We start from the raw sequence: 13522 nt of genomic DNA, 5'->3' as shown, positions 1-13522 counted from the left end.
TCCCGGAGCTCAGCCCTTGTGGGTCACGCTCACCCGTACCGTCAGCGAGCCCCGGTTGTCCTGGGAGCAGTATCCGGCCGTGTCGTTCATACCGAGTTGGAGGGTGCCGCCGCCGGCGGCCTTGAAGGTCAGGTTCCTCCCGACGGTGTGCACGGGGGCGTTCTTGACGCCGGCGAGGACGGCCAGCAGCGCGCCGAACGGCGCCACCTTCTTGATCTTGCAGTCCTTCGCGCCGTCGAGGATCCTGTCGGTCCGCGCGTCGTACCCGGCGGGCCCGGTCATGGGCATGTTCGCGTTGGCGGCCGTCCACTCCCCCGACACGAACCGCAGGCCGACCTGGCTGACGGTCGTCGTCCGCGACCCCTCCTGGAAGGGCGGCCACCCGGCGAGGAACAGTCCCCCGACGGCCGCCGCAACCACTACCGCCGTACCCCCGAGCACCCACCGCAGCCGCTTCGGCGCGGCGACCGGCCGGTGCCGGTCCCGGGTCACGGTGTCCGCGTCGGCAAGCACCTCCGAGGCCGACGGCACGCGCACGGTCGCGGGCGGCAGCGGTCCGGTGCCGGCCCGCCCCGCCGCGACACGCTTCAGCTCGGCGCTTACGGCCGCCGCGGAGGGACGCTCCTGCGGCGCCTTGCGCAACAGCGCCTCGACGACGGTCCGCAGCGGCCCGAGTTGCCCCGCCAGCAGGGGTTCCTCGTACGCCACCGCGTGCAGGGTCGCGGGCGCGGCCGGCCGGCGGAACGGGGACTGCCCGCCGCAGACGGTGGCGAGGGTGACGCCGAGCGACCAGAGGTCGGAGGCCGGCCCGGCCTCCGCGCCCGTCACCCGCTCGGGCGCCATGAACTCCAGGGAGCCGACGAGTTCGCCGGTGGTGGTGAGGAAGTCGCCGTCGTCCAGGGCCGCGATGCCGAAGTCGGTGAGGACGGCGCCGCCGTCGGGGCGCAGCAGGACGTTGGCGGGCTTGACGTCGCGGTGCAGGGCGCCGACGGCGTGTACGGCCTCCAGCGCGTCGAGCAGTTGCAGCCCTACTGCGGCCGTGTGCTCCGGCGTGAAGGGGCCGGTCTCCTGGATCCGGCGGGCCAGCGAGGGGCCCCTCGACGAGCTCCATGACGATCCACAGCCGGTCCTCGGCCTCGACCAGGTCGTGCACCCCGATCACATGCGGATGCGGCACCCGGGCGACGGCCCGCGCCTCCCGGACCGCCCGGCGCAGCCGTACCTGGTGCTCCTCGTCGCCGAGGTTCAGGATGTGCAGCCCCGGCCGAGGACGTCGTACAACCGGTACCGACCGTCGATCAGCCGCTGCGCGTCGCATGCCGTCAACTGCCTTGTGATGAACGACCCTTGAGCGATGTCGTTCAAGTGGATCGGGTACAAGTGGGTGGACCGCGAACTGGCCGGAATGGACCCGGAGTCGGACTGGGAGCGCATGGTCTCCCTCTACGTCGGTCATCGCATCCCGGAGTTCGCTCTCGCGATGATGATCTATCCGGGCACCATGCGCATGATGCAACCGCCGCCGACCGCGGCGACCCTGGCGCACACCGGGAAGCTGGAGCGGCGGCCGCACCGCCGTTTCCAGGACGGCAACGCCTTCCTGACGGCCTGGATGGTGGACGGCCCGACCAGCCCGGCGGGCCGCGCGGCCGCCGACCGCCTCAACCGCCTCCACCGCGCCGTCGACCGCCGCACCCCGCACCTCCCCGGCAACTTCGACGACGTCGACGACTTCGTCTACCCGCTGGTCCTGCTGGCGACCTTCGGCGACAGCCTCCAGACCTCCCTCGGTCTGCCCGGCACGAGCGATCCCATGAAGATCGCGTGGCACCACTGGGCGCAGGCCCTCTTCCGCCTCCTGGACCGCGCGTCCGGCCCGCTGGCCGACGAGGCGTTCCCCGAGGACTGGACGGCGATGACCGAGTTCGCCGCGAAGTTCGACGCCCGCCCGTACGAGCCGACGGAGGCCGGCCACCGGGTCGCGACCGCGATGATGAACCACTTCGCCGACCGCTGGTTCCCGTCCCCCTTGCGCCCGTTCGCACGGGACATAACCCGCTACCTCGCCGGCGAACGCGCCTGCCGGCTCCACGGCATCGGCTGGCCGACCCCGCGCCGCGAACGCCTCGTCCGCGCCTTCCTGAGGTCCGCGTTCCGCGCCCAGTCCCTGCTCCCGGACCACCGCACACCGCTGCCCGAGCGCCTCGACCGGAACCGACGTACCAGGATCTCTAGGCTCTACGGCGGTTGCGCCACCAGGTGACCAGCCAGAGGACGTTGATTCCGCCCAGGGTGACCAGCACGGCCGCCGCGTCGGCGTTCCCGGCGAGCCCGTGGCCCGGTCCCAGTCCGCGGGCCGCGCGGGCCAGCAGGGTGATGTCGGCGGGGAGGGTGACGGCGGCCAGGAAGGCCAGACAGGCCACCGTGCCGACGACGAGGACGACGCTGTAGGCGCGGACGGCCCGGCGCTCGTGCGGGGGCAGCCGGGTGCTCGGGTCAGTGGCGTACGCCTTGCCGCGCAGCGCCCGCCGGAACGCGTACCGGGCGTGGGCGAGACCGTCGCCGTACAGGTTCCGGCAGCCCGTGAGGTCCTGGAGGACGAAGTAGAGGTCGGTGCGGGTGAACACCATGCACTGGAAGGGCAGCGGCATCAGGGCCAGCAGCAGGGCGGCGGCCAGGACACGGTGGGCCGTCGTACCGGTGTCCGTCGCGGCGAGGACCAGCATCAGGACCGACGCGACCGACAGGTCGAGGGCGATGCCGGCCAGGTAGGCGGTCAACCGGTGGCGGCGGGGCGCGAGTTCGATGCCACTGATGTCGGTCTGCATGACGAGGAACTGCAACCGGGTGCCCAGCCGGATCCTCCCCGGCACGCCCGCGGCCCGCGCGGTGACCAGGTGCGCCAGTTCGTGGGCGAACAGCAGCGCCCACCCGATCGCCGCACCGGTGAGCAGGACGAGGCTGCCGTGCCGGCTCCACAGCAGGTCGCGGTAGCCGGGCAGCAGGTCGGGACGCCGGATGAGGACGGCGACGGCCGTCAGCAGCAACGCCCCGACGAGCACGGGAAGCGCCGGGTGCAGGGCGTACCGGACCTGGTGGGGGCGCAGCCACGGCAGCGAGGCGCGCGGCGCCTCGGCATCCGGGACCGCCGAGTCCCCGATCCGGGCCACGAACCCCAGGGCGGCCAGGTCCCGGACGAAGTCCGCGATGTCGAGCTCCTCGCCGGTCTCGTCCCGCAGCGCCTCCGCCGTGCGGGCCACGCTCAGGCCCTCGCCGAGCAGTTCCACCGCACGCGCCCCGGCCGCCGGGAGGGCGACGAAGGTCCGGGTGGCCATCCGGCCGACGATCCACTCGTCCCCGTCCCGCCGTACGCCGAGGTCGTGCAGGAGGACGCAGGTCGATACTTCGATACGGGGCTGGCCTTGGGCCGCGGTGTCGGTCACGTGGGGTCCCGTGGGCCCGGATCGCCGCAGGCGGGGCAGTCGGGGCGGCGCTCGGAGCGTTCCAGGACGCCGTCGCCGGGTGTCATGAGGTTGAGGCCGAACCGGCAGCCGGGCTCGACCGGCGGGATCCCGCACAGCAGCATGAGCGCGGCATGCGCCAGCAGGCTGCCGGACAGTCCCGCGGTCACGGCGTTGACCGGGTTCCACGGCATCCGGGGCGAGGCGACGTCCTCGTCCTGGCCGGGCGCGAGCCGCAGATCGCGCCGCTCGATCCCGGTACTGCGCAGACACTCCCAGCACGCGCCCCGCCCGGGTGTGAAGACCCCGACGCTCACCAGGGGCCCGCGATAACCGGCTTCGGCCCAGGCCGTCCCGGAGGCCAGGCAGACCTGGTTGGCCCAACGGCGGATCACGGCGGGCCGGTCGGCGGCGAGCAGCAGTACGTCGTACGGCGATTCCCCGTCGGCCAGCAGGTCCTCGAAGTCCGCCGGCCCGCGTACCTCGCGCCGCTCGCCGGTGACGGTCGCGTCCGAGTTCAGCGCGCGCAGGGCCGCCAGCGCCGCCTCCACCTTGGGCACACCGAGGTCCTGTTCCCGGAAGAGGGTCTGCCGGTTGAGGTTGGAGAGCTCGACGACATCGGGCTCGACGCAGTGCAGCAGCCCCACCCCGGAGGCCACGAGGTCGCGGGCCGCGGCTCCGCCCGTGCCGCCGACGCCGACCAGCAGGACCCGCGCCCGGCGCAGCCGCAGCTGCGGTTCCCAGGCGCTCTCCCGCGGCCGGAGGTCCATCCAGCGCAGCAGGGTCATACCTCGGCCGTACCGCTCGCGTTCCCGCTCGGACAGCTCGGCCGGGGGCGGGGCACCGGCGTCCTCGACGTATCCGGCCATGGTCAGATCCGTGATCGCCTGGACGATGTCCGGTTCCGGCAGCGGCAGTTCGGGATGGTGACGAACCACCTCACCCACGACCTCCTGGACGCCCCGCGTGCCGTCCAGGGCCTCGACAAGCGTCCACACCCAGCCGCCGGGATCCTTGATCTCGGCGCCGATGCCGTGGACGACGCTGCCGATCCGGACATGGCCGTCGACGGTCCGATAGGCCCGGTGTTCCGGCTTGATCCGAGGCCGCCGCAGCGCGTGCACCGTCATCTTCACGCCAATCTCGTGAGCCCCAACTGCCCGGACAAAAGCGGACGTTGACAAGCCTCACCCGCTGCGCGAACTCTGACAAGAGGACGCCGACACCGGCACGTCCCGGCCACCGACGGAAGGACACGACATGTCGAACAAGATCGAGATCCGTCCGCTGGACAAGAAGGAGACCACCAGCCAGAGCAGCGGCAACGGCGGCTCCTGACCGAACGCGCATGCCGGACCGTTACCTCACGGTCGCGGAAGTCGCCGATTCGGCGCGGCGGTTGGCCTCCCGGTTCCCCGGGTCCGGCCGCCTGCGCCGGATCGGCGCGTCACGCGCCGGCCGCCCGATCCTGATGCTGTCCGTGGGCCACGGCCCGCACCACGTCCTGGTGGTCGCCCGACCGCACCCCGACGAACCGGTCGGCGGCACGACCGCGCTGGCCCTGGCGGAGCAGGTGGCACGCGGCGAAGGCCCTTCCCCGGCGACCGACCCCTCCCGCACCACCTGGAACATCGTCCTGTGCCTGGACCCGGACGGCGCGGCGCTCGGCGCGGGCGTCGAAGCGGCGACGGCGGGACCGGCCCCCACCGTCCACGACTACTACCGCACGGCCTTCCGCCCCATCGCGCGCGAACAGCCCGAGTGGGCGCCGATCGAGTCGTACCGACTCCCGGAGAGCCAGGCCCTGTTCGACGTCATCGACGAACTGCGCCCGTTCGTCCAGTGCTCCCTGCACAGCGTCGAAGCAGGGGGCGCCTGGGTCCAGTTGACCCGCCCGCTCCCCGAACTCGCCCTGCCCTTCCGGACGTCCGCCGCGCGGCTCGGCATCCCGGTCCAGCACGGCACCTTCGACGCCCTGTACTGGGAGAATCCGGCCCCCGGCATCCACGTCCTGCCCCCACCGGAGAGCGCCGCCCGCCTGGCGGCCGGCTCCGAGAACATCGCCCGGTCCACCTGGTGCGCACCGCAGCGGTACGGCGGCGTGACGGCGATAGTCGAAGTGCCCATGTGGGCAACCGACTTGGCCGACGACCTCGCCCCGCACCCGGCGCCCGCCATCGCTCTGTCCGACCTGGCCCAGCTGGTACGCGAAGGCGGCCGCCAGGTGACCACGTTCCTCGAGAAGTCCCGCGCCTTCCTGCCCCCGCCCGAGGCGGACCCGTCCAGCCGCGTCCTGGAGTGGATGGCCGACGGCCTCTACGACCTGGTCGCCACCTCCTGGGAACCACTGGCCCGCACGTCACACCCCGACGGCCCCTGCCGCCTGACGACGGCCCACATCTCCGCCCTGGACGCGGTGGCCCGCCGCCAACCCCTGCGCGCGGCGGGCCTGTTGCTACGGCTCCTGCGGGCGGCGGACGACCCCGCCGCCCCCGCCCTCCACCGCGCCCTGGACGGCCTCTTCACCACCTGGTGCGGGGACTTCGAGAGGACCCTGCGCCTGCGCTGGGTGCCCGTGCGGCACCAGGTGGAACTCCAGGCGCGCACGGTGGTGGCGGCCGCGGAGAGCGCGCTGGCGGTCGGGCGGTGACGGTCATGGGGTGACGGTCGTGCGGTGACGGCGAAGGAAATCGGATGGCACCCGCGAGGACAGGCCGTCGACGTCCGGCCTTCATGGCATAACATCGACTTCCCTTTCCGATCAGCACCGACCTCCCCGGCGTGCGCGGCATCGCGGAGTGCCCCCTGCTGGAGCGCGGGCAGTACGCATGCCCGGGAGGGTGACGAGAGGTGACAGGAAGCATGCACACCTGGGGACGGAGCCTGACCGCGGCGGGAATCCGGGAGCCGCGTCTCCGTGACGACTACTCCCGCGGACGCCGGCTGGTGTCCCGCTACCGCCGAAGTTCCTACCTGGCGGCCCGACTTCTGCTGCCCCCGCCGATGCTCCCGCACGTGATCGCCGCCACCGCCTTCATGCACCACGGGGACAACCTGCTGGACACCGGTCCCAAGCGGCAGCGGATCGAGGCCTGGGCCTCCTGGGAACAGCGCGTACGCAAGGCCCTGGACCAGGGAACAGCCGACGATCCGCTGATCCGCGCGCTGCTCCACACCGTCACCGCGTACCCACGGCTCCACGACACGGTGGAGGAGTACCTCGCCACCGCCCACACCGACCTGGAGTTCACCGGCTTCGACTCCGAGGCCGACTACCAGGCCTACGTCGACTCCTACACCCTCCCCGCCTTCATGCTGATCGCCACCCTCCTGGGCCCGGAACGGGACGACGACGGCCGCTACCGGGCGATGTGCCGAACCCTCATGGACGGCAGTCAGCGCCTGGACTTCGTCAACGACCTCGCCGAGGACACCGCGGAAGGCCGACCGGGCATCCCGTCCGAGACGCTGGCCCGCTTCTCCCTCACCCCCGCGGACCTCGACCCGAAGGCCCACGCGGCGGGCCACGAGCCGCCGGGCCTCGCCGAGTTGCTGGCACACGAGATCGGAACGGCCCGCACGGACCTCCACAAGGCCCGGGAACTCCGCGCCCAACTCCCGCCCCTCAACCAGACCCTGCTGACCGCTTTCACCGAGATCGAGCTCCTGACGGCCGACGCGGCCCTGACCCGCGGCCCGGCCCTGCTCCACGGCTCCGCAAGCCCGTCCCTGCCGGCCACGCTACGGGTACTGCGCGAACAGCGCGCCCGAGGCCGGGCCACAGCAGGGTGACCCGGTCGCGCCGAACGAGATCAGTTGACCTGGCCGGCAGGACGCACGACGAGGTGGTTGATGTCCACGCCGCCAGGTTGATTGACGGCGAAGAGGATCGTCTCGGCGATCTGTTCGGCGGTCAGCGCCGGTGCTGCCTCGGGACAGCCGCCACGCTCGTCCCAGAACGGGGTGTCCACCACTCCCGGGGCAACGAGGGTGACGCCGACGCGGTCCTTGGCCACCAGGAGCCGGACGTTCTCGGCCAGGGCGTGCGCGGCCCACTTGGTGACGGAGTACAGGTTGCCGGGCGTGTTCCTGGTCCCAGCGACCGAACCGACGATCACGATCCGGCCCTTGGACTCCCTGAGGTGCGGCAGTGTCTCACGCACCAGCAGAGCCGGGCCGAGGACGTTGGTGAGAACCATGGCACGCATCGCCTCAGGGTCGTGGTCCTCCAGGGTGCCGGGCAGGGAGAACCCGGCGTTGGCGATCACCGTGTCCAGCCGACCCCAGACGCCGACGACATGACGCACAGCGGTGGCGACATGGTTCTCGTCACTGGCGTCACCGCCGATGGTCAACAGCCGCTCCCCCGCTCCGGCCGAGGCGGCGAATGCGGCCAGCCGATCGGCATTGCGGCCGGTGACAGCCACGAAGTGACCTTGCTTGAGCAGGGCACGGGCAACGGCCGCACCGATTCCGCTCGAACCACCTGTGATCAACGTGACGGGTTCCATGGGGCGGCCTCCTCCTTGACGGCGGCATCGACGAAGATGTTACTGCCTGTTACCACTTGTTACTGCGCCACCGGGATCTTGTGACCAGCCTCGGTGGGAGACTCCCGACCGTCCGAAATCGGCGACGGACGGCGCGCCCATCAAGGCCATGACTTCCTCGAACTCGTCAATGAGCAGGCGTAGGACGTCCGCGACCCCCTTGGCACCGGAATGCGACAGCCCCCACAGAGCCGGACGTCCGATCATGACCGCGTCCGCGCCCATGCACAGGGCCTTGGCCACGTCTGCGCCGTGCCGGATCCCCCCGTCAAGGATGACCTGGCATCCTCCTCCCGCAGCGTCCACCACCTCGGTGAGGCACTCCGGAGCGCTCCTGGCGAAATCGAGCTGTCGGCCGCCGTGGTTGGAGACGACCAGCCCGGAAACGCCGTTCTTGACTGCCAGTTCGGCGTCCTCGCCGGTCAGCACGCCCTTCAGCACCACCGGCAGAGTCGTCACTCCACGCAGCCAGGCAAGGTCCTCCCAGGTGATCGAGGCGTCGAACTGCTCCCTCGAGTGCTGTGCGACAGCCGATTGCCCGTTCAGGCTCCGGTGGGAAGCGGCCATGGTCTCCGCAGAGATGTTGACCGCTCGCACATCGGGCGGTACGACGAACTCGTTACGGGCATCGCGCGGGCGGAACGCGACCCTGGGTGCGTCGACGGTCAGCACCAGCGCCCGATAGCCGGCGGACTCGGCCCGGCGGATCAGGCCCGTCATCGCCCCGCGGTCCTTGAGCCAATAGAGCTGGAGCCACAAGGAGCCGCCGGCCGCGGCGGCGATGTCCTCAAGAGTCCGGCTGGCGAACATGCTCACCGTGAACAGCAAGCCCGCGGCGCCCGCGGCGCGCGCCGTCGCCACCTCGCCCTCAGGGTGGGCGAGCCGGTGATAGGCCATGGGAGCGATACCCACTGGAGCCGCCAACTCGGCACCCAACAGGGCGGTTGAGGAGTCGCAGCGGGAGACGTCGACGAGGCAGCGCGGCCGCAACCGAATCCGGTCCAGGGCTTCCCGGCCCGCCGTCAGCATCGACTCGGTGCCGCTGCCGCCCGCCAGGAAATCCCAGACCGGTTTCGGCAGCCGCTCCTTGGCCGCAGCCTCGTAAGCGTCCAGATTCGGCACCTCGTGTTCTCCATTCTCCGTCCGGTGAGCGGGTCGCCGGCGCGCATGTGCCGTTGGGCCTAGCCGGCTGTGCCGGTTGTCTGTGCGGTGATGAAGTCGGCCAACCTCGCAACGCCCTCGGTGATCTCCTGCGGGCTCTGTGAGCTGCACGACAAACGCAGCTGATGAGTGCCGCCGCCGTCCAGATGGAAGTCGCACATCGGGGTCCACAGCACACCGAAGCACCGCGCGGAGAGCTCGAGAGCCCGGTGGTCGGCGACGAAGGGGACGTCGACGACGACGAAGAAGCCGCCGTCGGGACGGTTCCAGCGGACTCCGGCCTCAGCCCGGCGCGCCGCGGGGAAGTGCCGCTCCAACTCGTCGAGCAGCGTGTCCATGTTGGTGCGGTAGTGGGCGACAGCTTGAGAGTTCGCGGTGCGAAGCCGACAGTCGCTTTCGACCAGCAGCCCGCCGATGACGGCCTGGCTGATGGCCGAGGTGTTCACCGTGGTCATGCTCTTGATCTTCGACAGTTCGTCCGTGAGCATCGTGCGCCTGCCGGACGGGCCTACGACCTCCTGGTCGGCGACGATGTAGCCCACACGGGCTCCAGGGAGCGCGGTCTTGGCGAAGGAGCCCAGGAATATCACCCGGCGGCCGCGGTCGAGGGCCTTCAGTGTCGGGCGGGCCGATCCGGTTCGGACGAAGAACCCGTAGGGGTCGTCCTCCAGGACAAGCAGGTCTTCGTCAGCGGCCAAGTCGAGCAGACGCCTCCGCGCCGCCGGACTCATGCTCGCTCCCGAAGGGTTACCGAAATCCGGGACCACGTAGAAGGCCCGGGGGTTCTCGCCTGCCTGCCGGCCGGCACGGACAGCCGCGAGCACCGCTTCCGGATCGGGTCCGGCGGGGCCTTCAGGCACGGGGCGCACCCGGATGCCCAAGAGCTGGGCCGCACCGGTGATGCCCACATAGCAGGGTGAACTGACCAGCAGAGTGTCTTCCGGCCTGGCGAAGAGCGCCCGCAGGGTGAGGAGCAACGCCTCCTGGCACCCCGTCGTCACCACGATCGCTTCCGGCGGGACCTGGATTCCCTCGTCGTTGGCGACCGTCCTGGCAATCAGTTCTCGGATGATGCCGCTGGTACGGCCGTACTGGAACAACTGGGTCCGCACCCGATCACGTGACCAGCCGAGTTCCTTCTCGAGGTACGTGGTGTAGGTCTGTAGATGGTGTGCGAGGTCCTCGGGTTCGAAGCCGCCCTCGGTCGGCCGGCCCGGAGCGAAGGAGATCGCGTCCGGGAAACGGCCGACGACCTCGTTGAGGAAGGTCATCGCGTCGAGGACCGGGTCACTGAGGGAGCCGTGCAGGTCGGCGAGGAACAGGGTCTGATCCGGTGGCGCTCCGACTTGGGTCATCCCTCACGCCCTTCCCGGTGCGGTCGCATAAGTCCGGCTCGGGCCGGCTGCGTCCGTGCTGGACGCGGGGATCCGGGCCCTTCCCTGCACGCCGCGCAGCAGGACGGACGCGAGCCGATCCCTCGAGGCACTGCCTTGCTCCGGCTTCCGGGCGGTGCCCAGTGTGCGCAAGGTGTCGACCATCAGCGCCACGTCGTGGGAGAACTCCGCAAGGACGTCGGCGACGGCCGCGGCATTCGTGCCCAGAATGTCGGTCCACAGTTCGACGCAGCCTCCGGCGAGGCGGGTCACGTCACGGAGTCCCTGTCCTGCGAGCCCGAGCTGGGACTGCTCGCCATGCAGCAGACGCGCCGCGAGCAGGCTCGACACCAGATGCGGGGTGTGGGAGATCAGCGCGACCGCCCGGTCGTGCTCCGCCTGGGTCATCACGACCGGCCTGGCCCCGCACAGCTCGGCCAGGTTCCGCGCACGTTCGACCGTCTGCGCCCGGGTCTGCGGGGCCGGAGTGAGTATCCAGGGACGCCCGTGGAACAGGTCGGCGCTCGCGGCCAGCGGACCCGACTGCTCCCGGCCGCCCATGGGATGCCCTCCGACGAAGCGGGTCAGGTCACAGCCGGTCCGGGCCGCCTCCTGCTGGACCTGCTCCTTGACGCTGGCCGCATCCGTGAAGTCATGTGCCAGCGCCCGTCGCTGGTGTTCTCCGAGGGCCGCCGCGACGTACTGCGGTGGTACCGCGATGACCGCCAGGTCGACCGGTTCACGCGGACTGCCCGTGATGCCGGCCCCGAGTTCGGCGGCCGTGCGCGCCGCCTCCGGGTCGGTGTCGATCAGGTAGGTGGTCACGCCCCGGCCGCGCAGGGCCAGGGCGATCGAGGTGCCGATCAATCCGGTACCGACCACCGCGGCACTACGCATCAGTGGTCGCTCCACAGCAGCGGGAGGTACTCGGGGTCGCTGTAGTCGGGAGTTCCCTCGGCCGTGCGGCGCACCAGCACGTCGTGGTTGTAGCTGACCTGGGTGCCGTCCGAGCGGAAGAACTCGCGGTAGTGGTTCTCGCCGTCCTGAAGGTGGAAGGAGATCGCGCGGCGCGGACGGTCGCTGACGTTGGCCCCGCTGCCGTGGTAGGTGCGGCAGTGGTGGAAGTTGACGTGTCCCTTGGGGATCGTGACCGGGATCTTGGTGACCTCCACGCCGTTGAACTCCGCGTTCTCCTCCAGCATCTGGTCCAGCTCGGAGCGGTCGCGGTCGGCGAAGTGCAGCGAGGTGGCATCGTTGTCGGCGGTCTCCTTCCACAGGTGGCTGCCGTCGACCATGGTGATGGTGCCCATCTCCTCGCCGCAGTCGTGGAAGGGGATGAACGCGGTCAGCATCCGCTCGGAGGTGGAGGTGGACCAGTAGTGGCGGTCGAAGTGCCAGGGCACGATGTTCGACTGCTCCTGCGCCACCGGAGGCTTGTAGATGAGCGTCGACTGGAACACCCGTATCTGCTCGGCCTGGGCGAGGCGCGCGGCGACCGCACCCAGCAGCGGTTTGCTGAGGATCCGGCCGATGGTGTCGTCCTCGTAGTGGATGTAGTCGTTGTGCCGCTGGACGTCGCCCTTCTCCGGCTCCCAGTAGGCCAGCTTGGGCGGGCGGACCGGCAGGGTGCGGTCGCGGTGGCCGGCGTAGAAGCGCTCGCTGGCGGCCTCCAGCCGCTCGATCTCCTCGTCGGTGAACAGCTTCTTCGACAGGTACCAGCCGTGCTCCGCGTAGAAGGCGACGTCCTCGTCGGTCGGCAGCAGCGCGCGCTCCTCGTCGGTGAGGGCGAAGGTCTGGATTGCCTCGGTGGTCATGCTCTTCCTCACAAGTCGGTGGTGCGGTGGATGGACGGCGCCCTGAGCCGGCTCAGGAGACGACCTTCTCGCGGGCGACCGCCTCGTAGAGCGCCTTGATGTTGCCGCTGCCGAAGGTGCGGGCGCCGTGCCGGTCGATGACCTCCCAGAAGTACGTCTTCCGCACGTGCTGGGACTGGGTGAAGATCTGGAACACCTGACCCCAGTGGTCCTCGTCGATCAGGACGTTGGTCCGGCGCAGGTCCTCGACCGCGAGCTCGGAGCGCTCGAAGCGCTCCCGCAGCTGGTCGTAGTAGGAGCCCGGCGTCTGCAGGAAGGTGACGCCCCGCTGCTCCAGGGTCTGCACGGTGCCCACGATGTCGTCGCAGAGCAGCGCCACGTGCTGGACGCCGGCGCCGCCGTGGCGGGCGAGGAAGGTGTCGATCTGGCCGGGTTGGCGGTCGGTGACCGGCTCGATCAGGGTGAAGGTCACCTTGCCGGACGGGCTCTGGACGACCTTGGAGTCCATCGCCTGGGAACCGACCTCGATGAACTCCTCGAAGATCTGCGAGAAGCCGAAGACGTGCTCGTAGAACGCGACCGTGGGGCGCAGTTGGCCCGCCGGCAGGCAGATCGCCGCGTGGTCCACGGTGCTGAGCAGTTCCTCGCCCGCCTCGGGATCCGCGGCGATGATGTCCATCACTCCGGGCAGGAACTGCTTGCGGTCGCCGGTGCGCTGGACGAACCGGTGGGCCACGTCACCGAAGCCCAGGACGGAGGCGGTGACCACCTCGGTGCCGTCCTTGCTGTGGACGGTGGGCTGTTCGACGGCGACGGCGCCCCGTTCGACTGCCAGCTCGAAGGCACGGGTGGCGTCGTCGACCTCGAAGGCGATGTTGGCGACGCCGTCACCGTGCTGCATCACGTAGGACGCGGCCGGGTGGGTGGGGTTGAGGGCGGAGGTGAGGACGACCTCGATGCCGCCCTGGCGCAGCAGCAGCGAGCGGTGGTCGGCCTGTCCGGTCTCGGGGCCGGCCTGGCCGCAGATACGGAAGCCGAAAGCGGTGCAGAGGTAGAACGCGGACTGCTGGGCATCTCCGACGTAGAACTCGATATGGTCTACGGCCCCGATTTTCATGCGAAACCCTTCTGTTTCCGTGTTCGAGAAGAGAAAGTCAAGAGGT

The 13522-nt window shown here is 70.7% G+C and carries 13 protein-coding genes; 4 read left to right on the top strand and 9 right to left on the bottom strand.

From position 1 onward, the window contains the following. Positions 1-9: 9 nt before the first annotated feature. Complete coding sequence (locus tag ACQEWB_RS31905; RefSeq protein WP_432844123.1) at positions 10-1074, bottom strand: protein kinase domain-containing protein; 1065 nt, start codon at positions 1072-1074, stop codon at positions 10-12. On the opposite strand from ACQEWB_RS31905, the gene ACQEWB_RS31900 reads away from it, so the two are divergent. Both ACQEWB_RS31900 and ACQEWB_RS31895 read left to right on the top strand, forming a co-directional pair. Then, the gene (locus tag ACQEWB_RS31900; protein WP_432837072.1) at positions 1040-1351 is read left to right on the top strand and encodes a hypothetical protein; all 312 of its coding nucleotides are present in this window, start codon (positions 1040-1042) and stop codon (positions 1349-1351) included. The genes ACQEWB_RS31905 and ACQEWB_RS31900 overlap by 35 nt on opposite strands. A 3-nt stretch (positions 1352-1354) precedes the next feature. Continuing rightward, positions 1355-2263: an oxygenase MpaB family protein gene (locus ACQEWB_RS31895; protein ID WP_432837070.1), complete on the top strand. Its 909-nt coding sequence runs from the start codon at positions 1355-1357 to the stop codon at positions 2261-2263. Here the strand turns inward: ACQEWB_RS31895 and ACQEWB_RS31890 are convergent. Then, the gene (locus ACQEWB_RS31890) at positions 2232-3443 is read right to left on the bottom strand and encodes a hypothetical protein (protein ID WP_432837069.1); all 1212 of its coding nucleotides are present in this window, start codon (positions 3441-3443) and stop codon (positions 2232-2234) included. The genes ACQEWB_RS31895 and ACQEWB_RS31890 overlap by 32 nt on opposite strands. After that, on the bottom strand, positions 3440-4591 hold the full coding sequence (locus ACQEWB_RS31885; RefSeq protein WP_432844121.1) for a HesA/MoeB/ThiF family protein: 1152 nt from the start codon (positions 4589-4591) through the stop codon (positions 3440-3442). Before ACQEWB_RS31885 ends, ACQEWB_RS31890 begins: the two co-directional genes overlap by 4 nt. 218 nt (positions 4592-4809) lie before the next feature. Between ACQEWB_RS31885 and ACQEWB_RS31880 the strand changes: the two genes are divergently transcribed. After that, a complete protein-coding gene (locus ACQEWB_RS31880) occupies positions 4810-6111 on the top strand; it encodes a M14 family zinc carboxypeptidase (RefSeq protein ID WP_432837068.1) in 1302 nt (433 codons plus the stop codon). 212 nt (positions 6112-6323) lie between these two features. Beyond that, positions 6324-7253, top strand: a complete 930-nt coding sequence (locus ACQEWB_RS31875; protein WP_432837066.1) for a squalene/phytoene synthase family protein — start codon at positions 6324-6326, stop codon at positions 7251-7253. 20 nt (positions 7254-7273) lie between these two features. On the opposite strand, the gene ACQEWB_RS31870 is transcribed toward ACQEWB_RS31875, so the two are convergent. Genes ACQEWB_RS31870 through hppD form a run of 6 tightly spaced genes read right to left on the bottom strand, consistent with a single transcriptional unit; the run spans position 7274 to position 13476 of the window. Continuing rightward, entirely contained in the window at positions 7274-7972 is a 699-nt protein-coding gene (locus ACQEWB_RS31870; protein WP_432837064.1) for an SDR family oxidoreductase, read from the bottom strand. A gap of 39 nt (positions 7973-8011) precedes the next feature. After that, positions 8012-9133, bottom strand: a complete 1122-nt coding sequence (locus ACQEWB_RS31865; RefSeq protein ID WP_432837062.1) for an alpha-hydroxy acid oxidase — start codon at positions 9131-9133, stop codon at positions 8012-8014. A gap of 59 nt (positions 9134-9192) precedes the next feature. Continuing rightward, on the bottom strand, positions 9193-10527 hold the full coding sequence (locus tag ACQEWB_RS31860) for a PLP-dependent aminotransferase family protein (protein WP_432837060.1): 1335 nt from the start codon (positions 10525-10527) through the stop codon (positions 9193-9195). A 3-nt stretch (positions 10528-10530) separates the two neighbouring features. Then, positions 10531-11442: a prephenate dehydrogenase gene (locus tag ACQEWB_RS31855; RefSeq protein WP_432837058.1), complete on the bottom strand. Its 912-nt coding sequence runs from the start codon at positions 11440-11442 to the stop codon at positions 10531-10533. Continuing rightward, positions 11442-12359 (bottom strand): phytanoyl-CoA dioxygenase family protein, encoded by a 918-nt coding sequence (locus tag ACQEWB_RS31850; protein WP_432837056.1) that lies wholly within the window; start codon positions 12357-12359, stop codon positions 11442-11444. Before ACQEWB_RS31850 ends, ACQEWB_RS31855 begins: the two co-directional genes overlap by 1 nt. Positions 12360-12411: 52 nt before the next feature. Continuing rightward, positions 12412-13476 carry a 4-hydroxyphenylpyruvate dioxygenase gene (gene hppD, locus ACQEWB_RS31845; RefSeq protein WP_432837054.1) on the bottom strand — a complete coding sequence of 355 codons (1065 nt, stop codon included), beginning with the start codon at positions 13474-13476 and terminating at the stop codon, positions 12412-12414. Between the last annotated feature and the right edge of the window lie 46 nt (positions 13477-13522).

The sequence above is a fragment of the Streptomyces sp. CA-249302 genome, from assembly GCF_050936785.1.
In the GTDB taxonomy this organism is placed as follows: Bacteria; Actinomycetota; Actinomycetes; order Streptomycetales; family Streptomycetaceae; genus Streptomyces.
Note: the sequence above shows the minus strand (reverse complement) of the source record. Positions and strands in the feature narration are given on the sequence as shown.

Coding starts and splice junctions, on each gene's coding strand:
- ACQEWB_RS31895 (WP_432837070.1), top strand. CDS start 1,355: ATGTCGTTCAAGTGGATCGGGTACAAGTGGGTGGACCGCGAACTGGCC.
- ACQEWB_RS31885 (WP_432844121.1), bottom strand. CDS start 4,591: ATGACGGTGCACGCGCTGCGGCGGCCTCGGATCAAGCCGGAACACCGG.
- ACQEWB_RS31880 (WP_432837068.1), top strand. CDS start 4,810: ATGCCGGACCGTTACCTCACGGTCGCGGAAGTCGCCGATTCGGCGCGG.
- ACQEWB_RS31875 (WP_432837066.1), top strand. CDS start 6,324: ATGCACACCTGGGGACGGAGCCTGACCGCGGCGGGAATCCGGGAGCCG.
- ACQEWB_RS31870 (WP_432837064.1), bottom strand. CDS start 7,972: ATGGAACCCGTCACGTTGATCACAGGTGGTTCGAGCGGAATCGGTGCG.
- ACQEWB_RS31860 (WP_432837060.1), bottom strand. CDS start 10,527: ATGACCCAAGTCGGAGCGCCACCGGATCAGACCCTGTTCCTCGCCGAC.
- ACQEWB_RS31855 (WP_432837058.1), bottom strand. CDS start 11,442: ATGCGTAGTGCCGCGGTGGTCGGTACCGGATTGATCGGCACCTCGATC.
- ACQEWB_RS31850 (WP_432837056.1), bottom strand. CDS start 12,359: ATGACCACCGAGGCAATCCAGACCTTCGCCCTCACCGACGAGGAGCGC.
- hppD (WP_432837054.1), bottom strand. CDS start 13,476: ATGAAAATCGGGGCCGTAGACCATATCGAGTTCTACGTCGGAGATGCC.